This is a genomic window from Moraxella sp. DOX410 (assembly GCF_032248735.1).
In the GTDB taxonomy this organism is placed as follows: domain Bacteria; phylum Pseudomonadota; class Gammaproteobacteria; order Pseudomonadales; family Moraxellaceae; genus Faucicola; species Faucicola tetraodonis.
On record NZ_CP135138.1, the window covers coordinates 797,922 to 820,876 of the forward strand.

Here is a 22,955-nt window from a genome sequence, read left to right on the forward strand (position 1 = left end):
ACCAATTTTTCGATGAGCAGAAAATGTTACGTAATTGATGCTAAAATATAATTTTTGATGTTGTCTACTTTACTAAGTTTGCACAAAAGTTACAACAAATTCTAATCATAATTTGATGAATTTAATCAAATGGAAATTATAAAGTATCAACAAGATTTCTAAATTTAACGCTATTTTTTTAGAGGGCGTATAAAGAAGTTGCCCAGCATCTACGATATTGCTAAAAACTCACTAACCACCCCAACGCCAAAAAATGTAAATTAAGTGACAAAATATGCTGTCAAAAAATCCTTCAACGCCTTGTAATATCATTGACCATATATCGTTATATCATTTTTGGGCAAACACTCTGCCACCATTGCTAGCGATAGTCGCAGATGGGTCACACGTATCAATTTGTTATCTAAAAAAAGTGGTGCCTGAGCTGTTAAAAGTCATGCTGTATCAGTTGTCGGCAAAAGTTCAGCAAAATCCGTCATTAATCCATCAAACTTTGCCGCAGGTAACAGATAAAACTAGTTTTACCCCCGAATTTTTCACTGCTTTCGTTACAAAAAATTTGACTGAAGACGGCATCAACTTTGTAACCTTAAAACAACTGTCTAAAAAAAGCGCATCGATTTTTGAGCAGTGGTTTGATGATGAAACCCAAAAAACGATGATTGCCGGTGTGTTACTGGAAAAAACCCGTCTGCCCTTAGATAACCTGTTAATTATTTGGCAAACCATCACTGCATTGGTGTCGATAAATTTGGCAGATATGATAAGTGAACTACAAAAAACCATGGACTCAGCGCAGATTACTGAGTGGCTTGCGATGCAGCCCGTTTTTTTTATGTCGCCAGAAGATACGGGGCTGATGAATGCAGTGGGTTTTAGGCGCGCTGTCAGTTTTCAAGCAATACAACAACAGCAATTAAAATGGTCAAAAATTCAAAATGTTGCGGACTTGCCTGTCTATCAACAGCATATTGTCCAGCAAATGACTATTTATAAAGCGTCCAATTTTTTCAACATTGCCCCAATAGCCATCCCGCATAGTCACTTAAATCAACATGTGATTTCAAAAGGGAATCGCCAAATGAATAAAGCGGTGACGTCAAACACACAAACAGCCCTTTTAGCCAGCAGTATTTTTGCCAAACCGCAAGTTCGCAAACCCGCTCATTGGATAGATAAGTTACAAAAAAATTGGATTGCGACCGCCACCGTATTATCTGTCGCCGTTTTTGGCGGAATAAGCGCGTTGGTGAGCGCCAAAGATAAGCCTGCCGCCCCCCAACCATCGGCAGAAATATCAGTGGCACACCCAGTTTATCACGATGTGGCGATAGTAAAAGTTGCCTCGGCAGCGGATATAACTAACCCGATAATAATGACTGAGCCTAGCAAAAAAGCAGCTATCTCTGAACTACAAGAGAATAATAAACCACGAGATAATCACAAATCACAAGATAATAAGCATTCAGCGCAAGCTGAAAAAGCGCGAGCTATGAAAAAATCTGATAAAAAGCAGCCTAACAAAGAGCGCAAAAAAACAACCAGCCCGGATTTTGGCAATGACACTAGCCGTGATTCTATCCCTAACTCTAGAAATAATGCTAAAACAGATAACAAAAAAGCTAACTTAGCGACCAAAGGCGACAAGCAACCTTCTGAAAAAACCACTAGCGCTAGCAAAAAATCAGCAGCTAACGATAAAACTGTAAAACAAAAATCGCCACAAAAATCGCAGAAAACCTCATCGTCAACAACGGCTACTGACAAAAAATCCGCTAAAAAGCCTGATAAAAAGGTAAATAACACGACGGATAATAAAGCGAATAGCAAAGCGAATAACAAAGCCAATAAAAAAGTAAACAATAAGGCGAATAATAAACTTAGCAATAAATCCAAAACTCATTAACACCGTTATTAAAACGACATAAACTGACGTATTATTTGTCGGAGTACTGGGTTTGCGAATATTTTCATGTCGTTTTTTGCCTAAAACTGCTATGATGCACAAGTTTTTCAACGCTTCAGTTATCGGTTTTTGACGTTGTTTTTTAAGGCACTCTCAAAACTGTTCGAGGAAATCATGAGCGCAGCGACTGCATCTATCAATACTTTTACTATTACTGCCCCTGATGACTGGCATATTCATTTACGGGACGGGCAGGCGCTTGCCACGACGGTGCCACATGCTGCGGCCAATTTTCGCCGCGCCATTTGTATGCCAAATTTGGTGCCGCCCGTCAAAACAGCCGCTGATGCTATCGCTTATCGTGAGCGTATTTTGGCGCGAGTGCCCAATGACAGTATCTCCCAGCAATTTGAGCCATTGATGACGCTTTACTTGACCGAGTCACTGACGGCAGAAGACATTGAAGCCGCCGTTGATTCAGGTGTAGTAAAAGCAGTCAAGTTATATCCTGCAGGTGCGACCACCAATTCTGCGGATGGGGTGAGCCATATCAATCATTGCACCGATGTATTTGCCAAGATGGAAGCGTTGGGTTTGCCGCTGTTGGTTCATGGTGAAGTGACGCACCATCATATTGATATTTTTGACCGTGAAAAACGCTTTATTGATGAAGTGATGGTCAATCTCATTGATAAATTTCCAAAGCTAAAAATCGTTTTTGAACACATCACCACTAGTGATGCCGCTGACTTTGTGTTGTCACAGGGCAAAAATGTCGCAGCGACGATTACCCCGCAGCATTTACTGTTTAATCGTAATCACCTGCTGGTGGGCGGGATTAAACCGCATTTTTATTGCTTGCCGATTTTAAAACGCCAAAGTCACCAAAAAGTATTACTTGATGTGGCAACCAGTGGTAATCCCAAATTCTTTATTGGTACTGACTCTGCGCCCCATGCGACGCATACCAAAGAAAATGCTTGCGGTTGTGCAGGCTGTTATAGCGCATCGATTGCGCTGCCTTTGTATGCCCAAGCCTTTGAAAGCGTGGGCAAACTTGATAAGTTAGAAGGTTTTACCAGTATTCACGGGGCAAAATTTTATGGCTTACCTATCAATAGTGATAAAGTGACCTTGGTGCGTGAGGCATGGCAAGTCCCCGAGCATTATCCTTATCTTGACGGTAAGGATTTGACCCCGCTGATGGCTGGACAAACGCTGGACTGGAAAGTGATGCCATTTAATTTAGCCGTATGATTGTTCACCCTTTATTTTTTCTGTTTTTTCCGCAAGGTAACGTATGACCGCCACAACTGAATCGATGACTATTGCCAACCGTTTTCGCAATTACTTGCCCGTGGTGGTGGATGTAGAGACAGCAGGGTTCAATCCAAAAACCGATGCCTTGCTTGAGATTGCCTGTATTCCAATTTTGATGGATGATACCGGGCGTTTTTACCCAGGTGAGGCGGTCAATGCCCATATTGAGCCGTTTGAAGGGGCAAATCTTGAAGCGCGCGCCCTGCAATTCACCGGTATCAATCCCCACAGCCCGATGCGAAAAGCCATTGCCGAAGATGAAAAAACCGCCATTCGCCGTATTTTTAAATATTTAAAAACGGTGCGTCAATCGACCCAATGTACCAAATGTATTTTGGTAGGGCATAATGCGCATTTTGACTTGGGCTTTTTAAATGCTTTAATTGAGCGTACCAATAGCAAAAATCAAAGCCAATTTCACCAGTTTTCCGTGTTAGATACCGTCACCTTATCCGCGCTTGCGTTTGGTCAAACGGTACTGGCGAGAGCGTGCAAACTCGCTGGACTAGAATTTGATGGTAATGAAGCGCATTCTGCCTTATATGACACCCAAAAAACGGCTGAATTGTTTTGTTATATCTTAAACAATTATCCGCTGCTGACGCCAAACTTGGCGAGCGATGAGGCTAATGATGAGGAGGGTGATGAGCGTCAGGATAGCGATGACGAGAGCGTACTGGTGCCATCTGATGACCCTACTGATGGCTAAATTTTTTGGTAGGGATTTGGATGTTTAACCTTGTTTAATATCCAAATCACAATTCATCCAAACCTTTAAACTTTAACTGCGACAAATATCAGTATCATGAACATAATCAGCGCCGCAGTCGCAAGCGCCATTTTTTTGCCATAGCTAGTATCTTCGCGTTGGGTTTGCTTGAGTAATGACAGGGTGGCAATACCTTGCGAAATGCGAATAGCGTCAGGGTGACCATGTGCCGCAGCCAGCTCTAGCCAGTATTTGCCCATCTCGTTATCTTGCTCAACCCCATGTCCTGCATAGTAGAGTTTACTGAGTAATTTCTCTGCCCGATTATCATGCTGCGAGGCTGCTTGTTGCAACAGTAGCAAAGCTTGTTGGGAATTTTGAGAAATCTTGAGTAAGTGATTGCCTTCAAATAGCCACAGCGCTTGGCGCAGCAATGCATCAGCAAGACCATTCTTGGCAAATTCATCAATTATTTGTACGGCTTTTGACAAATTATCTGCTGATAGAGTGTTTTCGATTACATTTTCTTCGAGTACATTATTTTCTAATGCATTGATTTCTAATACGTTGCTTTTTAATAAATTGTCCCTTGATTGCGCTGTTTGAATCAGTGCAACCGCTTTTTCATACATTGTTCGGCTTTGTTCTGCCATGTCTGAATCAAGCCATTGAATGGTCTGCAAATCCTGTGTAAGCTCGCCAAAAATCGCATGTTTGTTGACCACTGCCTGTGATTCAGCAATGGATTTGCGCTGATTGAGCAGTCCTTCATGCAGTGTGGGATTGAGTAGCGCGGCTTCAACTTCTGCCTTATAGCGGGCGATTTCATGTGCTTGGCGCTGCTGTTCTTCAAGTTGTTTTTGCTGTTCAATCTGTTTGGCTTGGGCTCTTGCTTGCGCAATGACCTGGCGATTTGAGCGTGTTTTTGATGGGATTTTACTAGTTAGCGATTGAGAAGTAAGGGGGTTGTTGAGCGAAGTGGGCGCCGCCGATGACGCCGTTTGTTGAGCCATGTGCAAAGATTTATCAGTAGCAGGGATGACATTTTCTGATACTGCTTCATGATCATTGGGTATATCAATTGCAGTGGACTTATCCATCACCAGGGTGATTTGCATCACTGTTTGGCTAAAATCTGGCACCTCGGTAAAGTTAAACCGATAAATTTGCGGCAATACCACGCCGTCATCGGCAGCCATCTCATTAGGATACTTACGATCAATCAGCGGATTGTCTTCATCGGTGACAAATTTAGGATGAGAGAAGCGAGATGCAATCATGGTGTTGGATAAATGTTGATAGTAATGTCATTATAGAGGACAAATCACCGAAAGTAAAAAAGCCAAAACCATAAAAAAGGACAGCGTCACTGTCCTTTATTATTGTCTTTTTTACTTTCGTTTTAATGGCAATTTAACGCTGACTTGTGACAGCGCTATTTTACAGTTGTTATCTTGCAGGTGTTATAGTGCAATTATTGGGCAATGGTTACGGGCGTTTTTGATTGTAATTCTTCAAACGTGACGCCGTCTGCTAGCTCAACCAGTTTTAGACCATTATCGGTCACATCCATGATGGCTAAATCAGAGATGATACGATTCACCACTTTTTTGCCTGTCAGGGGTAGCGTACATTCAGCCAATACTTTTGGCTCACCATGTTTGTTGGTATGTTCCATCAATACAATCACGCGTTGAACGCCTGCGACCAAGTCCATCGCGCCGCCCATGCCTTTAACCATCTTGCCAGGAATCATCCAGTTGGCAAGATCGCCACTGTCTGAAACTTCCATCGCCCCTAAGATGGCAAGGTTGACTTTGCCGCCACGAATCATGGCAAATGATTGTGAGCTTGAAAAAAAGCTCGCACCAGTCGCTGTGGTGACGGTTTGTTTACCCGCATTGATTAAATCTGGGTCAACTTTATCGGGTGTTGGGAATTCATCAATCCCAAGCAGCCCATTTTCTGATTGTAGCCAAACGTTGACGCCTTCTGGAATATAGTTCGCCACTAAGGTCGGTAAACCAATACCTAGATTGACATAAAAGCCGTCTTGTAGTTCTCTTGCGGCTCTTTGTGCCATTTGTTCACGAGTCCATGCCATGGTAATCTCCTTATATCCTAGTTTGTCTGTTCTTTGGTCGTCACTTTTTCGATGCGTTTTTCTGGGTTGGCATTGACCACGATGCGATGCACATAAATACCCGGCAAATGAATTTGGTCAGGGTCTAGCTCACCAGTTTCCATCAATTGCTCAACTTCGACAATGGTAACTTTACCTGCCGTGGCGACATCTGGGTTAAAGTTACGCGCCGTTTTGTTGAACATTAAGTTGCCCGCTTTATCCGCTTTTTGGGCTTTGACCAGTGCCACATCAGCGACTAATGAGCGCTCAAGGATATATTGACGACCGTCAAATTCACGTTCTTCTTTACCTTCAGCAATTTGGGTGCCTACGCCAGTGGCGGTAAAGAACGCAGGGATGCCCGCACCCCCGGCACGCAATTTTTCTGCCAGCGTCCCTTGTGGGGTCAATTCCACTTCCAATTCACCCGATAAAAACTGACGTTCGAATTCTTTGTTTTCACCCACATACGACGCAATCATTTTTTTGACTTGGCGAGTCTCTAGCAATAATCCTAAACCAAAACCATCGACACCAGCGTTATTGCTGATACAGGTCAAATCTTTAACGCCGCTATCTCGCAAGGCTTCAATCAAAGCTTCGGGAATACCACACAGACCAAAACCACCCACCGCAATCGTTTGTCCATCTTTGATGACGCCTTCAAGTGCCGCAGCTGCGCTGTCATATACTTTGCTGGTCATACATTCACTCCTTGTCGCTAACCAATGTTGTTAATATCATTTACCAAAAATAAAAATCACGCTCAAACCTAAAAATTCAAAAACGAAACAAATTGTATCATTATAGAATTTATATAACAAATTTTGTCTTAAGTAAATCACATTGCATGAATTTTTGCAAAAAGTAAACCCAGTTTTTCGCAAAAATAGGGCATAAAAAAAGGCATACTAGGGATGCCTTAAATTTATCAATGTTTAACAGTCAATTTTTTATCCATTGTCTAGTCATCATTGGCAGAGCGGGTGATGCGTTTGGCGTTCGAGTTGACCGTTTTGGCTTGTCCGTCAATGGTCGTGCCAAATTTACCGCCATTGTTATTTTTGCTACCAAAGCCCCCAAAAGGATTTTGTCCGCCCATACCACCAAATGGATTTTGACTGCCAAACGGGTTTTGTCCACCCATGCCGCCAAGACCCCCTAAGCCACCCATTTTTGAGGGATCCATACCGCCCATTTTGCTTGCCATCATTTGCATCAATTTTTCTGGGTTTTTAGTGGCATAGTCTTTGGCAAAGGCTTTGAACTTATTTTGTACCGCAGGTAATAACACAATAAGTGCCGCAATATCACTCAAAATACCTGGCAGTACCAATAAGATACCTGCCACCGCAAAAGCAATCGCTTTCACCACGGAATTTTCATTGGGACGCATGGCAGGGTTAAGCATAGCGGCTTGGGCTTGTCCAGCCATCGGTTTTAAAGTGGCTATGCCTTTTTTAATGAGTGCTGCACCCACAAAACCGGCCACCACAAACCACAAAAACACCCACCAGCCACTGACAAATTGTGCGATTAGATACCAAACCAGCATCTCAATAATCAACCAGACAATGGCAATCCCAACTATGTTTCCCATAAAAATACGATTCCTAAATTGTGAATAAACTATAAAGAACAAACGATGAATCATTAACCAATGCAATAATGATGGGGGTAATGAATAAAACTATCAAATAATTTTTTGAAATTCAGCAATTTTTTCGTTAAATTTTTGATAAATGCTATAATTTGACGGCATTTTTAGCTTCGATGTTTTTAGCTTCGACTGCATTTTTAGCAAAATTGTTTTGTGGGTATCTTTTTTTACGAGCATGTTTTACGAGCATCTTTTATGAGCATCTTTATTGGTATTGACCCAGGCTCACGTCTGACAGGCTATGGCATCATTCGGTTGAGTGGAGATAAACTTGAACATTTGGATGCAGGCACGATTCATGCTTACAGCCAAGGGGAAACCATGCCAGAGCGGCTCAAGCGGATATTTGATGGGATTAGCCGTATCGTTGAGCATTATCAAAAATACACCAATGAACCCATGACCGCCGCCATCGAGCAAGTATTTATGGCATCAAACCCCGATACCGCGCTCAAGCTTGGGCAGGCGCGGGGTGCAGCGATTGCCGCCATGGTTGCCAAAGATTTGCAAGTAGCTGAATATACCGCACGGCAAATCAAACAAGCGGTATGTGGCTATGGCGCGGCAGACAAAGAGCAGATTCAGCTTATGGTGATGCGCTTGTTGAGCCTTGAGATACAGCCGCAAGCGGATGCGGCAGATGGCTTGGCGTGTGCGATTTGTCATGCCTATCATAGCCAGACACTGAATAAATTGCTCGGCGGCGCAGCGGTAATCGGTGGTCAAAGCGCAGGTGGACGCTCGAAGAAAAAAGGGCGCTGGCGATTGACCGAAGTTGATTTGGGTAATTTAGGTTAAAATGCAGGTTAAAAGTTAGGTTAAAAAGCAGTGGGGTTCGCCAATCTCAAGAAAATTTTTATATCCAACAAGGCTTTTGACGGGTTTAGACTTCTTTGTCAGCACGAAAATCGCTACAATGGCATCTTTTGAAAATTGAACACAAGAAGTACCTCATGAGCCAACTAGCTACTGCAACCTTATTGATCAAATGCCAAGACCGCGCAGGCATTGTGCAAGCTGTATCCGAATTTTTTTATCGTTATGGCGCCAATATTATCAGCCTTGACCAATACTCGACTGAGCCCGAAGGCGGTCAATATTTTATGCGCCTTGAAATGGCTATCAATGATTTAGACAATATCATCGATAATATGAAAGGCAGTTTTGAGCATACCGTCGCTCGCATCTATCAAATGGAATGGAAACTATTTGACAACAGTAAACGTAAAAAAGTGGCGATTTTGGTGTCCAAATATGACCATGCACTACTTGATTTGCTATGGCGCTGGCAACAAGGGCAACTAGATTGTGAGATTACCTGTGTCGTCAGTAATCACCATGATTTGCGCCAAGCGGTAGAAAATTTTGGTGTGCCATTTCATCAAGTGACTGTGAGCAAAGACAACAAAGTAGAAGCAGAAGCCGAAATTCAAGCGCTGGTAAAAGACTGTGATTTGTTGGTGCTGGCGCGCTATATGCAGATTTTATCGGCTGAATTTACCGCCGCTTGGCACATGAAAATTATCAATATTCACCACTCATTTTTGCCAGCCTTTGTCGGCGCCGATCCATACCGCCAAGCCTATGAAAAAGGCGTCAAACTGATTGGTGCCACCGCGCATTATGTCACAGCCGACCTTGACCAAGGACCGATTATTGAGCAAGACGTGCACCGTGTCAGCCATCGCCACCATGTGGCAGAATTGCGGGCGATTGGCCAAGATGTCGAGCGTAGCGTGCTGACCCGTGCCGTGCGTTGGCATCTACAAAACCGGGTGATTGTCACAGGCAATAAAACGGTGGTATTTAACTAATTTTTCACCCGTTATTTGCTATCATTGCAGCTTATCTTGTTATTAGGGCGTAGGTTTTACGCCCTTCTCATTATTATAAAAATAATCTACCTGTGGTAGTCCTATGCCGTTATCAAAGTCGCCTGCGCCACCATCCCACACTCATTTGACCCACTATAAAACCTTGGGCTTACTGCTCACCTTATATTTGGCTCAAGGCTTGCCCGCAGGATTTATCACCCAAGCCTTGCCAGCGATTTTACGTGAATACAAAGTCTCACTGGTTGCCATTGGTTGGTCGGGGCTGATTTTGGTACCTTGGGGGCTTAAATTCCTGTGGGCTACTGTCGTGGACGGCTATTATTCACAAAAAATCGGACGCGCCAAAAGCTGGATTTTGCCGATGCAAGGGCTGTCGATAGTCATCCTGACTGCGGTGGCATTTTTTGAACCGCATAATTTGGCACAAACCCGTTCGGTGATGACATTGTACGGGATGTTATTTACCTTAAGCCTCATTGGGGCGACACACGATGTGGCGACGGATGGGCTAGCAACCCGTTTGCTTAAAGCGGCTATGGCGCCCAAAGAACCGCTGACCCATGATATGCCTGCGCCTAATCTGGATTCGGTGAATCATACTACCAATCACCATCATCGCCAAAGCCAAGGCAATGCCGTACAAGTCATCGGCTATCGGCTGGGACTTATTGTCGGTGGCGGTGTGTTACTGATGCTGTTAGAACAATGGGGCTGGCGCAACAGTTTTCTTGCCATGGCGGCTTTGGTGGCAATGAATACCGTGCCCATCGTGTTTTTTAAAGAGCACATCCACACTTCGGTTGAGCCCCCCAAAAAACAAGTACAGGCAGCAAAATCTGGCAGTTTTAAGGCGCTAAAAAATTACCTGAGCCACCATTATCAATATTTTTGGTCATCGCGGGAGATGCTGGCTTGGCTAGGGGTGTTATTGACCTATAAAATTGCTGATGGCATTTCAAGCGGTATGGTCAAACCGATGATGGTTGATGTTGGACTCAACTTGCAGCAAATTGGCTTTTGGGCAACTATTTTGGGCTCGGCTGCCTCAGTCGCTGGGGCAGGGGTCGCCACAATTTTGATGAAACGACTCACTCGCTTTACGTCACTGCTATATTTTAATCTTGCTCAAGCGCTGACCACAGGGTTGTATGGGTTGGTAGCTTATGGGTTTTATCATCAGTTACTGACTGATTTTTTGTGGCTCTATGTCGTCAATGCGCTGGAGCATTTTTGTGCATCGTTGGCGCTGATTGCGATGCTCACGACCATTATGCATTATTCACGCCCTGCCAATGCGGGGAGTGATTTTACCGTGCAGGTTTGTCTATTGACGGTGTTGGGCGGCTCAGCGCATTTTGCCAGCGGCTATATGGCGCATTTTTTGGGCTATCAATGGCATTTTTGGGTGAGTATGCTAATTGGTTTTGTTTGTCTTACACCAATAATTTACTGGCATAAATTACAAAGTAATGAGAAATAATTTCATTTTTAATTGATTTTTGATATTTTTGACCATATTATCTATTTATATGATAAATTAGAAAATATAGATAGAGCGGAGGGGATATGGCAAAAACATTTTGGCTGAACCAAAAATTTAATATCAATTTACCCATTTGGACGTTATTGTCGCCAAGTATCGCCGCTTTAGTGCTTGCGGTGCATTTGATTTGGCATCCTTCGGGTATCATCATGAATACCGTGACGGCGATTTTTTTGATGGGGTCAGTTTTTGCTGCTGTGCATCACGCTGAGGTGATTGCTCACAAAGTGGGTGAGCCTTTTGGTACGTTGGTTTTGGCATTGGCGGTCACTGTGATTGAAGTGGCACTTATTTTGGCACTCATGAGTAGTAGCACACCCACCGATGCGGCGGTGCTTGCCCGTGATACGGTATTTGCAGCAGTGATGCTGATTTGTAACGGGATTATTGGTATTTGCCTGTTAATTGGTGGTATCAAAAATTATGTACAGCGTTATAGTTTGCATGGCAGTAAAGCGGCAATTAGTGTGTTATTGGCGATTGCATTAATCGTATTTATTTTACCCAATTTTACCACCTCTGCTGCAGGCGGTTTCATGATTGGCGCTCAGCTGCTGTTTGTAGCGATTTGCTGTTTGATTTTGTATGCCGCATTTATCTTTACCCAAACCATTCGTCACCGTGATTATTTTATTGCCGACGGTGTAGATGATCAGCATCACAGTGATAATACGCTAACCACGGCGATGAGTGTGGGATTTTTGTTTTTCAGTTTGGTGACGGTCGTGGGTCTTGCTAAGATGTTGTCGCCTGCGATGGAAGCGGCGCTGCTGGCGATGGGTATGCCAAAAATCGTGTTAGGGATTATCATTGCTGCCTTGGTACTGTTGCCTGAATCTATTGCCGCGTTAAAAGCTGCCTACAACGACCAGCTGCAAAACAGTTTAAATTTGGCGTTAGGCTCGGCTTTGGCGTCTATTTCGTTGACAATTCCTGTTATCGCGCTTTATTCAATGTTCACAGCAACGCCCGTCATGTTTGGGTTGTCTGCCAAAGAAGGGCTAATGCTGGTTATTACGCTGATGATAACCATCAATACTTTAAGTACCGGGCGCACCACTTTTTTACATGGCATCATCCATTTGGTCATGTTAGCCACTTTTGTGTTTTTCTCAATTATCCCCTAAAGAAATAAAGGGCATAGAAAATTGGCGTAATAAATGACGTAATAAATGAAAGGATACTTGCAATCAGTAACATTCTTTTACTAAATACTTATGCTCATTAATTTAAGTTTTTGATAATCTAGAGGGCAACTAGAATAACGCCATACTTAACACGATTATCGTTGTAGTGATTAGAGGTCATTCTAGTCATTTGAGGTGTTGAAACGATCATTTAAGAGTTTCAACGAACCATACATTAAAAATTGTGCATTAAAATATTACAACATAAGGAAAAACAAATGGGACTATTTAGCTTTGCAAAAGACATCGGTGATAAAATCTTTCATCGTAACAAAGACGCTGCGCCAGCATCGACACCCGCATCAAACGTTGCACCAACCGCAACGCCTGCAGCTTCTACTGAGCCATCTGCACAAGAGATTGCAAACTTATTGATTCAGCGCATCCAACAAAATGCCAAAATTGACAATCTATCAGTCAACTATGACGGTAACACTGACAAAGTAACTATTAATGGTTCTGCTGCTAACCAAGCAGAGCGCGAAAAAGCCATTCTAGCGGCAGGTAATGTACAGTATGTTGCACAAGTGGAAGATAACATCACGGTTGCGACGCAAGAGCCAGAATCTCGTATGTACACAGTGAAATCAGGCGATACGCTGTCAAAAATTTCAAAAGAAGTGTATGGCGATACCAACCAATACAACAAAATCTTTGAAGCCAACAAACCATTACTCTCTGACCCAAACAAAATCTATCCAGGTCAAGTGCTTCGTATCCCAGCTTAATTTTTACCTTAAGCCTTTTAAAAAACCAGTGACTCCTGTCGCTGGTTTTTTTATAAAAAAATTTGCATATCGATAAATAAAGTTTTAAGGATAAACCATGAAAAACCAAAAACAATTAATCAAATTGGGCGAGCGACTGGAGAAAAATCCGTCAATCGTTCAATCCAATTTGGCTGTTAAAACCCGTAATTACTTGGCGTTAAATCCGCTCTTGCAAAAAGGCGGACTGCATGAAAAAGACGATGTCGAAATCGCCCGTAAGAAACAACGCAGACAGACCAAGCAGGATTTGCGAAAACAAGTTTGGCGACAAGAATCGTAATAACCAAACACCCCAGATTTTGGGGTGTTTAGTTGACGCCTATACAATATAAACTTATTCAAATACCACGTCTGCGCCATCGGCTATCGTGCCATACAGACTTAGCGCATCCCAATTGGTCAAACGCACACAACCGTGTGATTTTTGCGCGCTGATTAACTCAGGCTCAGGCGAGCCATGAATACCATAGCTCCGTTTTGATAACCCAATCCAAGCACGCCCCACAGGATTGTTAGGTCCTGGTGGTAGCCACTTTTCTTTGGAAGAAAAATCAGTATTATAGGTGGGGTTTAATACACGGTTTTTAACTTTTAAACTGCCAGACGGTGAAGGGGTGTAGTTGGAACCCACGGTTGTCGGGTAGCTTGCAACAAGCTCACCACTAGCAGCATAGGCGTATAAGATATTTTTCTTTTTATCGCTCACAACCTTGGTCACTTCTGTCATATTGGGCTGATAAGGATTGTAGACGGTGATAACGTTACCCGCTTTGAGTGGCGTGGTGGGGTTTAATCGACTTACCAGTTTTTGGCTCATATGAAATTTTTCAGCCACCGCTTCACGCGCTGATTTGTATTGCATGTCTCTGGGCGCTTTGGTGATAACCAAATCATCGCGCGTTAGCTGATAATTGATAAAAATCGGCTGTTTGTTTAACGTCTCGTTGCTGGTTAACGCTGACCAAGTGGCTTCATCCATCGTGGTGGTTACGGGCAGATTGTGCTTTTGCTGAAAAATCTGCATCGCTTTGATAGTGTTTTTATTCATTATCCCTGTCACTGCACCCACACTATGCCCATGCCAATTAAGCAGTGCTTGGGTCTTAAATACCAGCAGTTCATCAGGCTTAATGAACACTTGTTTTGATGGTAACGCGTCTTTGTTAGCCACGGTTGACGGATTGTCATTAGCAGATTGTTTGAGCGCAGAGTAGTCAATAGTTGATTGAAAACCCGTCACAGATGGGGTCGCTGAGGCAGGCGGGGTTGATGCGGCTTGTGACGCCACCACCGCAGAGGCAGGCATGGTTTTTAATTCAATAGCGCCTTTGGGTGACCAACTCACTTGGTTTACTTGCTGGGCAACCATTGGTAAATTATCAGTGGTATAGGCAATCTCTGGCAAGGCTTGTTTCAGTCGTTGCTGCACCAAGCTTGTGCCAATAAACTGTTGACTGACATTGGCTTTTAGTGTTGGGGCAGGCGAAGAGGCAGCGATACTTGCGGTTGTACTGGCTGCAGTACTAGCTGTAGTACTTGCTGTCGGAACTGTAGGTACATCCATCGCTTGATTGGGTGACTGTTGACAGGCAGATAAACTGATAGCAAGCACGATGCTTGTAAAGCAAGGTAAAATTTTATAATGAGAAAACATAGGCATTGAATTTTGAGAAAAATTTAGCAAAGAAGGATGGAAGGTCATCGAAGTTTTAGGAATGCGATAAGCGCATACTATAGCAAAACTCGTTCGAAGATAAGAGGATTTTACAAATTTTTCAAAAAAATGTTGGTAAAAATGCCATAGAAAAAGGCAGATTAGACCAGCTAACACTGCCTTTCACGCAAGATAAAAATTAGGCTAATCAAAGATTATAAGTTAGCGATGACCGCATCACCCATGTCTGAACAAGAAACCAGCGTGGTGCCTTGTTCAAAGATATCGCCTGTGCGTAACCCTTGCTGTAATACTTTTTGCACTGCTTGCTCAACCTGCGTGGCACGGGCTTCATCATTGAGGCTATAACGTAACAGCATCGCCAATGACAAAATGGTTGCCAACGGGTTGGCTTTATTTTGACCGGCGATATCAGGGGCAGAACCATGCGATGGTTCATATAGCCCTTTGCCTGTGTCATTTAAGCTCGCGGATGGTAGCATACCAATAGAGCCAGTTAGCATTGAGGCTTGATCGGATAAAATATCGCCAAAAATATTGCCAGTGGCAATCACATCAAACTGTTTTGGGGCTTTGACCAGCTGCATCGCTGCATTGTCGACATACATGTGAGTCAATTCAACATCTGGGTATTCGGCAGCGACTTCAGTGAAAATCTGCTTCCAAAACTCTGTGGTCTCAAGTACGTTGGCTTTATCAACTGAGCAGAGTTTTTTACCGCGTTTTTGCGCCGCTTCAAAAGCGACTTTGGCAATACGGCGAATTTCTGATTCGCTGTATTTCATGGTGTTGTAGCCTTCTTTCTCACCGTTTTCAAGTGTGCGAATACCGCGGGGTTCACCAAAATAAATATCGCCGGTGAGCTCACGGACAATCAAAATATCTAAGCCAGATACCACATCAGGTTTTAAAGTTGAGGCATTGGCAAGCTCTGGATAAAGAATCGCTGGGCGAAGATTGGCAAATAAATTTAAGTCTTTACGAATCGCCAGTAATCCACGCTCTGGGCGCACTGAGCGTTCAAGGTTGTCATACTGTGGGCCACCGACAGCACCGAGCAATACCGCATCAGCCTTGCGGCACAGGGTTTGGGTAGCCTCTGGATAGGGTGAGCCATGCGCATCATACGCTGAGCCACCTAACAGCCCATACTCATAGTCGGCGTCTAAGCCTTGCTCGATTAATTTGTCCAATACTTTGACAGCTTGTCCAATGATTTCAGGACCAATACCATCACCTTGTAATACGGCGATCTGTTTTGTCATGTTACTTCCTTCACGTTAATCTACAACTTTGTGCTGACAATTCAGCTTTTAAAATTTTGTTGGTTTCTAAAAAATAATCGAATCAGGCGTTATTGAATGACGCTTTCTTGGATAAAGCTTTTTGTGAGAAAAGCTTTTAGGGGCATCTATAAAGCAATCTTGATAAATTCATTCGATAAAGCGCCTTGCTGATTGGGTTTTTTACACCATCGATTGGTAAGTTTGGCATTTTCATACAAATCGATACACAGGGGCGTTGGGGCAGATTGCGCTAGCAAACTATAATCGGTCTTTTGAATTTGGCGGTAGGCTTTGAGCGCATAGCGTTTACCGCTTTCAAAACGATGGATAAAACTAAAACTTTCAACCGTCGTCAAGTCCTCATCCAAATAAAAACGGGTGGCAACCATGTGCTGACCACTGGGAAAACTTACCAAGTAATTTGGTATAGTAGACTTGCTCTGCGGCTTACTCATCAAAGGTGTGACGGTCACTGGGCTAGTCTCTTGGCTATGGTTGCCAAGTGTAGCGCTCGGGGTATGAGTCGATTGATTGATAACTGACAACGTGCCAATACGATTGATTTCACAGGCATAAATACCCGTACATTTTAGTGTGCTTTTGCCTGCTGCAATCGGTTGCGGCGCTGTTACCACTGAGGCTTTGGCGCGTGCGCTTGGCTGATTTGTCATTGATTGACAGCCAGATAGCGCCACTGCTGAACAAATCGCAATGGCTACAACAGGCAAACAGTCAGGGCGAAAAAAGCGCTTAGTGAACATCATGGTCGTTATTCCCTCAAATCAAAAAAAGCAATTAAAAAATTGCAGTAACAGGGTGCCTGCCATAGTTAAATGATGATAACCAAGGCGGATGATGTCATGATTTAAACACAGTCATAGGCACGCTAAAATGTGACTAACATAACCAATCTGCCAACCTTTGTCAAAAAATGCCTTTTTTATACGCAGCTTGTACGCAGGTTGGGATACATGATGGATAAGCTCTCAATAATAAATTATCAATGATGAAACGCTACTAACAGTAGACATTTACCTAAGCAAGCAGCACTTTAAGCCGCGCCTATACTAAATACCCAAGGGCGTGATTGTTTGGCGTTTTCTTCATACGCTTTGATGCTATCAGCTTGCTGTAATGTCAGACCAATATCGTCTAAACCGTTGAGTAGACAGTGCTTACGGAATTCATCGACGTCAAACGCATAGCTTTTACCTGAGGGGGAAATCACTTGCTGCTTTTCTAAATCCACGGTTAATTGATAGCCATCTTGGGCAAAACATTCGGCAAACAATTCACTGACCGCATCTTCACTTAAAATCACTGGCAACATGCCATTTTTAAAGCAGTTATTGTAGAAAATATCGGCAAAACTTGGCGCAATCACCGTGCGAAAACCGTATTCTTCAAGCGCCCAAGGGGCATGCTCACGGCTTGAACCACAACCAAAGTTTTTACGCGCAAGCAAAATATTAGCACCTTGATAACGGGGCTGATTCAAAATAAAGTCAGGGTTAATGGGGCGTTTGCTATTGTCTTGACCGGGATAGCCTTCGTCCAAATAACGCCATTCATCAAATAGATTAGCGCCAAATCCTGTGCGTTTGATAGATTTCAAAAACTGTTTTGGAATGATTTGATCAGTGTCCACGTTTGAGCGGTCTAGTGGGCAGACAATGCCTTGCTCAAGGGTATATTTTTTCATAGTTCTACCTTAATAATTTCTCACGTCAACAAAATGACCGGCTAATGCAGCGGCAGCTGCCATGGCAGGGCTGACCAAATGGGTGCGTCCGCCATTGCCCTGACGACCTTCAAAATTACGATTGGAGGTACTGGCGCAATGTTCTTTTGGCTGCAATTTATCCGCGTTCATGGCGAGGCACATCGAGCACCCTGGCTCCCGCCATTCAAAACCCGCTGCGGTAAAGATTTTATCCAGCCCTTCGCTTTCTGCTTGTTGTTTAACTAACCCAGAACCGGCTACCACAATCGCTTCTTTGACGCTATCTGCGACTCTGCGACCTTTGATAACCGCCGCCGCCGCGCGAATATCTTCAATACGTGAGTTGGTACAAGAGCCGATAAACACCCGATCGACTTTGATGTCAGTGACAGGTTGGCCTGCGGTCAAACCCATATACTCATAGGCGCGTGTCCAAGCCTCTTTTTGGACGTCATCTTTTGCCGCATCTAGGGTAGGGACGTGTGCGCTGATATCCACCACCATCTCAGGGGATGTGCCCCAAGATACTTGGGGTGCGATGTCCGCGCCTGCCATCTCAATGACGGTATCAAACACGGCATCGGCATCTGAATGTAGGGTTTGCCAGTAAGCCACGGCTTTATCCCACATTTCACCCGTAGGCGCATAGGGACGACCTTTGACGTATTCAATCGTGGTGTCATCAACGGCTACCATACCAACGCGCGCACCGGCTTCAATCGCCATGTTACACACGGTCATACGCCCTTCCATACTCATGTCACGGAACACATCACCTGCAAATTCAATGGCGTAACCTGTGCCACCCGCGGTGCCGATTTTTGCAATAATCGCTAGTACCACGTCTTTGGGGGTGACACCTTCACCTAATTTGCCATCGACTTTGATAAGCATATTTTTCATCTTGGTTTGCACAAGACACTGCGTTGCCAATACATGCTCAACCTCACTGGTACCGATGCCGTGGGCAAGACAGCCTAACGCACCATGGGTTGCGGTATGTGAGTCACCACACACCACTGTCATCCCAGGTAATACCAAACCTTGTTCTGGACCTACCACATGCACAATGCCTTGGCGCACGTCATTGATGGTAAATTCAGTGATGTTAAATTTGGCACAGTTTTCATCGAGTGTGGCTACTTGCAAGCGAGAGACGTCATCTTTAATGCCTGCCACCCCTTCTTTACGTTCGCTCGCCACCGTCGGGACATTATGGTCAGGGGTGGCGACGTTTGCTGACAAACGCCAAGGGTCACGATTTGCCAATGACAAGCCTTCAAATGCTTGTGGGCTCGTGACTTCGTGTAATAAATGACGGTCGATATAGATAAGACTAGAACCGTCGTCTCGTTGATTGACTAAGTGATCTTGCCAAAGTTTATCATAAAGCGTTTGCGCTGCCATGACACATATCCTATGGTTTTTTTATAAAAGGGCGTAGTAATCGGGTAAACAATAACGCCATTATAACAAAGAAAAATGATAATTTTAATTGATGATTTTTATATTTTATAAAAATTTTAGGAATGTATTGAGCGATTAAATAAATTGTATTTGTCTATACGTTGTCTTATAATCTTATTTAATGTATTTTTTAAAGAATGAAACTTTTATTTATATCAAATGGTAGGGTTTTAGTGTTGGGGGAAAAATGAATACCACAAATTTAAATACTTTTTTAGCGGTTATGCAAACAGGTAGTATCTCGCAGGCGGCTGATAAACTATTTATTACGCAGCCTGCGGTAAGTAAACGTATCAAAAACTTAGAAGACGAATTTGATGTCACCCTTTTTGATACTGTGGGTCGTGGTATTATCCCAACCCAAGCGGCGCATGACTTGATACCCCATGCCAAACGCTGGCTAGATGATTACGATAATCTAAAAATTAATCTTAAAAACCGCCAGCAAACGGTATCAGGCAAACTGATTATCGGTACCAGTCATCATATTGGCTTACATCATCTGCCAGCTGTCCTCAAACAATTTATCCAAAGCTATCCTGCAGTACAGCTTGAAGTGCATTTTGTCGATTCTGAGCAAGCGCATAAAGCAGTCCTTGATGGCGACTTGTCATTGGCTTTTTTAACGCTACCCCCTGTGTATGATAAACGTCTAAATTATCATATGCTATGGTCAGATCCGCTGCATTTTGTGACCGGCATTTTATCGCCACTGGCGCATAAAATGAACGTGACGCTTGAGCAATTGGCCAACTATCCAGCGATTTTACCCGCCGCCAATACCTTTACCAGTCAAATCACTTTAGCCGAATTTGCCAAATATAACTTAAAACCGTATGCCACGATGAGTACCAATCCGCTAGAATCGATTCGTATGTTGGTATCGGTTGGGCTAGGCTGGTCGGTGTTACCGCAAACGTTAGTCAATCAAGATTTACAGCCGATTAATATGGATACCCCCGTTGAGTTACAACGCTATTTGGGGTTGGTCACCAACCCCAATATCACGGTATCTGCAAGCATGGCAGCCTTGCTTGATATGTTAGGATTAGAGGTGGATGGTAAACATCGCGATTAATGAATCGACATAAAAAAGCCTATCGATGTGATAGGCTTTTTTTATGAGACTTATTTCTTCTGATAAGTTAAACGCAGCCCGTAAATCCAAGCATCGTTGTCTTGGAAATCACCCACTAAATCGCCATTGGGGATTTTTGATTTGGCATCGCCAAACATCAAATATTTCACGCCTGCTGACACGGCGACTTCGGGTGTAACATTGTACTTGGCGCCTAGACCCACATTCCAATGACCTTCCACAGGTCCTAAGGTGGTGGTGGGATCACCCGCGCCGCTATCCCAACCCACTGAGCCTGATACTGCCCATTGATTACTTAATTTTTTACCCAAGCCCAGTTCTGCTGCCCAGCCATCATCTGAGTAATCAATCAAGTTTAAACCATTGGGATATAGGGGTTTAAAATCCGCGCCGGTGGCTTTTTTGGTCGTTGCATTATACAGAGGCGGTTTGATTGAAAAATCACTCCAAGGTACCCAGCGCAGTTTTGCGGTCAACAGCGTGGTTGGATTAAGACCTGTTTGAAAGTCAACATTCACAGATTTTGGGGTAGTGATGGTCATGTCATAACTGCCTGATTCGCCAGTTGCAGGCATGGACTCATACGCTACGGTGTCATGATCAATGTCAGAGCGATAAGTCAACGCCGCTTTAAGCGCAATTTCAGGTTTGCTATAGGCCAAACCTGCCATCCAACCATAACCATTCGATTGGGCAAAGATACCATCATAACCTTGGGTTGAATTGTAGGCTGTACCGCGTAAATGCACTTCACCTTCTAATTTTTGTAATACCGGCCCGCCATATACTTGCCAGTTATTTTTTTCGCCAAATTTGACCCCCACCAAACCCGTGAAGTTTTTACTATCAACGGAGGCATTGGTACCTTCGTTGGGATGCTGAGCGATATTGCTTGCTAGATTGTAGGCTGCCCCTGCTTGCTGTGCGGTTTTAACCGCGGTAGCCGCGTTATAAGCGAGTGTTTGGTTGGTTGGTTGGATCTGCTTGATAAGCAGCAGCAGCGGTTTTTGCAGCTGTGGCGGCGGCTTGCGCCGCTTGTCCTGCACCAGCAACCTGCTGCGCGCTGACTGTACCATTGACAAAGTTATTATTGCCGGTGAACTCAACATCCGCGCCCCACGGCTGGTCAAAAAACACACCCACACTGACTTTATCGTTGACGTCTGCTTTTGCCCCATAATTGATAAAATCATAGTTTAGCGCCATGTTATTAATATCGCGACCTTCTTCATACGTAGTTGGCGAAGGGGTGGTGGCCGCATTGTCTTTGCCACTAATCGATGGGTCGATGGTGATTCGTTCGATGTACGCAAAAGTGCCATCTTGCGTAAACCCCCAACTTGGCTGAGTTGAGCGGTCAAGCCCTGCGGCTTGGGCAGCGCTAGCAAATGAAATGCTGGCAATAGCGAGTGTTAAGGATTGCAATCTTAATGACATGAAATACTCCCTTTTACATGGATATTGATAAAGTGCGAATTGGAGAGCTTGCTAAAGGTTGCTAAAAGGTATGAGAAACTTAGACAGGATAGTGAGGCCTTCCAATGGACCCACAAAGAATAGTTAAAAACTTACGCCTTGACAACTTATGGCTTACAAAAATAGCGCCAATTTCTGACCTGATAAGTCACTAATAGCGTATTTATAGTGACATAAACATAACAAAACACCGATTAATATAATCGGTGTTTGAGTCAAAGAATAACAAAGTATTAATTTACTCTAGTCAAATTCATTTCCATTTTTTTACCATCATTGTTTTGAACCACTTTGACAGGTAAATAATCAAGTTTTGGGGCTAACCAAAAACTGGTTTGACGGTCTTTGTCATCATGCACGCGATCGATACGCACCACGTCAAAAGTACCGGCCGGCACGGTAATGCGAGTCATGGCAGATTTCTTAAAGGGCACCGCTTCAACGGTATTGCGGTCCGCCATGTAATAGTTACCACGGAATTTGCCTGCTTTTAAATCTTCCCGAATTTGAATTTCCAAACTTAAATCATCATAGGCAGGCTGTGGCAAAGCAATGACTTTGTTTTGACCTTTATAATTGGTAACCAGTTGTTTTTTTGCATTATTAAAGTTCAAGGTGGTAGTTCGACCCGTCCCCAAAATTTTGTATTGTGTTAATGCGCTCACCGGTAAGATAGCGCCATTGGCATTGACAAAATTGGCGGTTTGCTTGGCACTGGCTAATTTACCGACACTTGCATTAACGTTATAAAAATACTGATTGCCAGTTTGGGTCAATACACGGCTTGCGGTACCATTGTATTTGCCTTCAATATTAAAATTATAGGTTGCATTAAAAGGGGCAACTGCTGCATTCGCCATAGAGGTGATAGCCATCGCTGACACGAGTGAAGTACTTACTAACAGTTTTTTTACTAAAGAATTTTTCATGTTTCATCCATCAAATAACGTTCATCAGATAAGGTTAAATCTATTTGGTATGCATACAGTAGTATTGATGGCAAGCAAATACAAGCCAGTTAACAAAAGATTGTGATTGTGCAATAAACGACAGTCTTTATGAGGTATTTGGGTGAAGGGGTTAAAAAATTGACAACAAATTGCAAAATTTCGTAATTTTCTGCTTGAACAAATTGGCATACATCCCCACTGTTAGACAGTGAATTGATAACATG

The 22,955-nt window shown here is 43.5% G+C and carries 22 protein-coding genes; 10 read left to right on the forward strand and 12 right to left on the reverse strand.

Features of this window, described 5'->3' with window-relative positions:
* Positions 1-274: 274 nt before the first annotated feature.
* From RNZ41_RS03635 to rnt, 3 genes are all read left to right on the forward strand, one after another.
* Positions 275-1,906 carry a hypothetical protein gene (locus RNZ41_RS03635; RefSeq protein WP_314027600.1) on the forward strand — a complete coding sequence of 544 codons (1,632 nt, stop codon included), beginning with the start codon at positions 275-277 and terminating at the stop codon, positions 1,904-1,906.
* Positions 1,907-2,080: 174 nt separating this feature from the next.
* Positions 2,081-3,163, forward strand: coding sequence for a dihydroorotase (pyrC, locus tag RNZ41_RS03640; protein WP_313078003.1), 1,083 nt, complete (start codon positions 2,081-2,083; stop codon positions 3,161-3,163).
* Positions 3,164-3,206: 43 nt separating this feature from the next.
* A complete protein-coding gene (gene rnt / locus RNZ41_RS03645) occupies positions 3,207-3,935 on the forward strand; it encodes a ribonuclease T (protein WP_314027601.1) in 729 nt (242 codons plus the stop codon).
* A 65-nt stretch (positions 3,936-4,000) separates the two neighbouring features.
* Here the strand turns inward: rnt and RNZ41_RS03650 are convergent, their stop codons facing one another.
* The 4 genes from RNZ41_RS03650 to RNZ41_RS03665 all read right to left on the reverse strand — a co-directional run bounded on the left by RNZ41_RS03650 (position 4,001) and on the right by RNZ41_RS03665 (position 7,660).
* A complete protein-coding gene (locus RNZ41_RS03650) occupies positions 4,001-5,215 on the reverse strand; it encodes an SEL1-like repeat protein (protein ID WP_314027602.1) in 1,215 nt (404 codons plus the stop codon).
* A 194-nt stretch (positions 5,216-5,409) separates the two neighbouring features.
* Positions 5,410-6,039 (reverse strand): 3-oxoacid CoA-transferase subunit B, encoded by a 630-nt coding sequence (locus RNZ41_RS03655; protein WP_314027603.1) that lies wholly within the window; start codon positions 6,037-6,039, stop codon positions 5,410-5,412.
* A 17-nt stretch (positions 6,040-6,056) separates the two neighbouring features.
* Positions 6,057-6,764 carry a CoA transferase subunit A gene (locus RNZ41_RS03660; RefSeq protein WP_314027604.1) on the reverse strand — a complete coding sequence of 236 codons (708 nt, stop codon included), beginning with the start codon at positions 6,762-6,764 and terminating at the stop codon, positions 6,057-6,059.
* A 260-nt stretch (positions 6,765-7,024) separates the two neighbouring features.
* Positions 7,025-7,660, reverse strand: coding sequence for an FxsA family protein (locus RNZ41_RS03665; protein WP_060994365.1), 636 nt, complete (start codon positions 7,658-7,660; stop codon positions 7,025-7,027).
* 255 nt (positions 7,661-7,915) lie between these two features.
* Between RNZ41_RS03665 and ruvC the strand changes: the two genes are divergently transcribed.
* From ruvC to RNZ41_RS03695, 6 genes are all read left to right on the forward strand, one after another.
* Entirely contained in the window at positions 7,916-8,518 is a 603-nt protein-coding gene (ruvC, locus tag RNZ41_RS03670) for a crossover junction endodeoxyribonuclease RuvC (protein WP_007114903.1), read from the forward strand.
* Between the two features lie 155 nt (positions 8,519-8,673).
* A complete protein-coding gene (gene purU, locus RNZ41_RS03675) occupies positions 8,674-9,534 on the forward strand; it encodes a formyltetrahydrofolate deformylase (protein ID WP_007114904.1) in 861 nt (286 codons plus the stop codon).
* 103 nt (positions 9,535-9,637) lie between these two features.
* Positions 9,638-11,035, forward strand: a complete 1,398-nt coding sequence (locus tag RNZ41_RS03680; protein WP_314027605.1) for an MFS transporter — start codon at positions 9,638-9,640, stop codon at positions 11,033-11,035.
* An 86-nt stretch (positions 11,036-11,121) separates the two neighbouring features.
* Positions 11,122-12,225: a calcium:cation antiporter gene (locus RNZ41_RS03685; RefSeq protein ID WP_096489145.1), complete on the forward strand. Its 1,104-nt coding sequence runs from the start codon at positions 11,122-11,124 to the stop codon at positions 12,223-12,225.
* A gap of 278 nt (positions 12,226-12,503) precedes the next feature.
* Entirely contained in the window at positions 12,504-13,013 is a 510-nt protein-coding gene (gene lysM / locus RNZ41_RS03690; RefSeq protein WP_050325039.1) for a peptidoglycan-binding protein LysM, read from the forward strand.
* Between the two features lie 97 nt (positions 13,014-13,110).
* Complete coding sequence (locus RNZ41_RS03695; RefSeq protein ID WP_128679860.1) at positions 13,111-13,335, forward strand: hypothetical protein; 225 nt, start codon at positions 13,111-13,113, stop codon at positions 13,333-13,335.
* Positions 13,336-13,389: 54 nt separating this feature from the next.
* Here the strand turns inward: RNZ41_RS03695 and RNZ41_RS03700 are convergent, their stop codons facing one another.
* From RNZ41_RS03700 to leuC, 5 genes are all read right to left on the reverse strand, one after another.
* Positions 13,390-14,667 carry a L,D-transpeptidase family protein gene (locus tag RNZ41_RS03700; RefSeq protein WP_314027606.1) on the reverse strand — a complete coding sequence of 426 codons (1,278 nt, stop codon included), beginning with the start codon at positions 14,665-14,667 and terminating at the stop codon, positions 13,390-13,392.
* A gap of 257 nt (positions 14,668-14,924) precedes the next feature.
* Complete coding sequence (leuB, locus tag RNZ41_RS03705) at positions 14,925-15,995, reverse strand: 3-isopropylmalate dehydrogenase (RefSeq protein WP_314027607.1); 1,071 nt, start codon at positions 15,993-15,995, stop codon at positions 14,925-14,927.
* A 146-nt stretch (positions 15,996-16,141) separates the two neighbouring features.
* Positions 16,142-16,780: a hypothetical protein gene (locus RNZ41_RS03710; protein WP_314027608.1), complete on the reverse strand. Its 639-nt coding sequence runs from the start codon at positions 16,778-16,780 to the stop codon at positions 16,142-16,144.
* Positions 16,781-17,067: 287 nt separating this feature from the next.
* Positions 17,068-17,718 (reverse strand): 3-isopropylmalate dehydratase small subunit, encoded by a 651-nt coding sequence (gene leuD / locus RNZ41_RS03715; protein WP_036602357.1) that lies wholly within the window; start codon positions 17,716-17,718, stop codon positions 17,068-17,070.
* 9 nt (positions 17,719-17,727) lie between these two features.
* Complete coding sequence (gene leuC, locus RNZ41_RS03720; protein WP_099808268.1) at positions 17,728-19,146, reverse strand: 3-isopropylmalate dehydratase large subunit; 1,419 nt, start codon at positions 19,144-19,146, stop codon at positions 17,728-17,730.
* A 247-nt stretch (positions 19,147-19,393) separates the two neighbouring features.
* On the opposite strand from leuC, the gene RNZ41_RS03725 reads away from it, so the two are divergent.
* Complete coding sequence (locus RNZ41_RS03725; RefSeq protein ID WP_065252955.1) at positions 19,394-20,284, forward strand: LysR family transcriptional regulator; 891 nt, start codon at positions 19,394-19,396, stop codon at positions 20,282-20,284.
* A 50-nt stretch (positions 20,285-20,334) separates the two neighbouring features.
* On the opposite strand, the gene RNZ41_RS03730 is transcribed toward RNZ41_RS03725, so the two are convergent.
* From RNZ41_RS03730 to RNZ41_RS03740, 3 genes are all read right to left on the reverse strand, one after another.
* Positions 20,335-21,351, reverse strand: coding sequence for an outer membrane protein transport protein (locus RNZ41_RS03730; protein ID WP_314027609.1), 1,017 nt, complete (start codon positions 21,349-21,351; stop codon positions 20,335-20,337).
* Complete coding sequence (locus tag RNZ41_RS03735) at positions 21,254-21,742, reverse strand: hypothetical protein (protein WP_314027610.1); 489 nt, start codon at positions 21,740-21,742, stop codon at positions 21,254-21,256. The genes RNZ41_RS03730 and RNZ41_RS03735 overlap by 98 nt, the downstream gene beginning before the upstream one ends.
* A gap of 272 nt (positions 21,743-22,014) precedes the next feature.
* The gene (locus RNZ41_RS03740; RefSeq protein WP_099834206.1) at positions 22,015-22,710 is read right to left on the reverse strand and encodes a DUF3108 domain-containing protein; all 696 of its coding nucleotides are present in this window, start codon (positions 22,708-22,710) and stop codon (positions 22,015-22,017) included.
* Positions 22,711-22,955 lie beyond the last annotated feature (245 nt).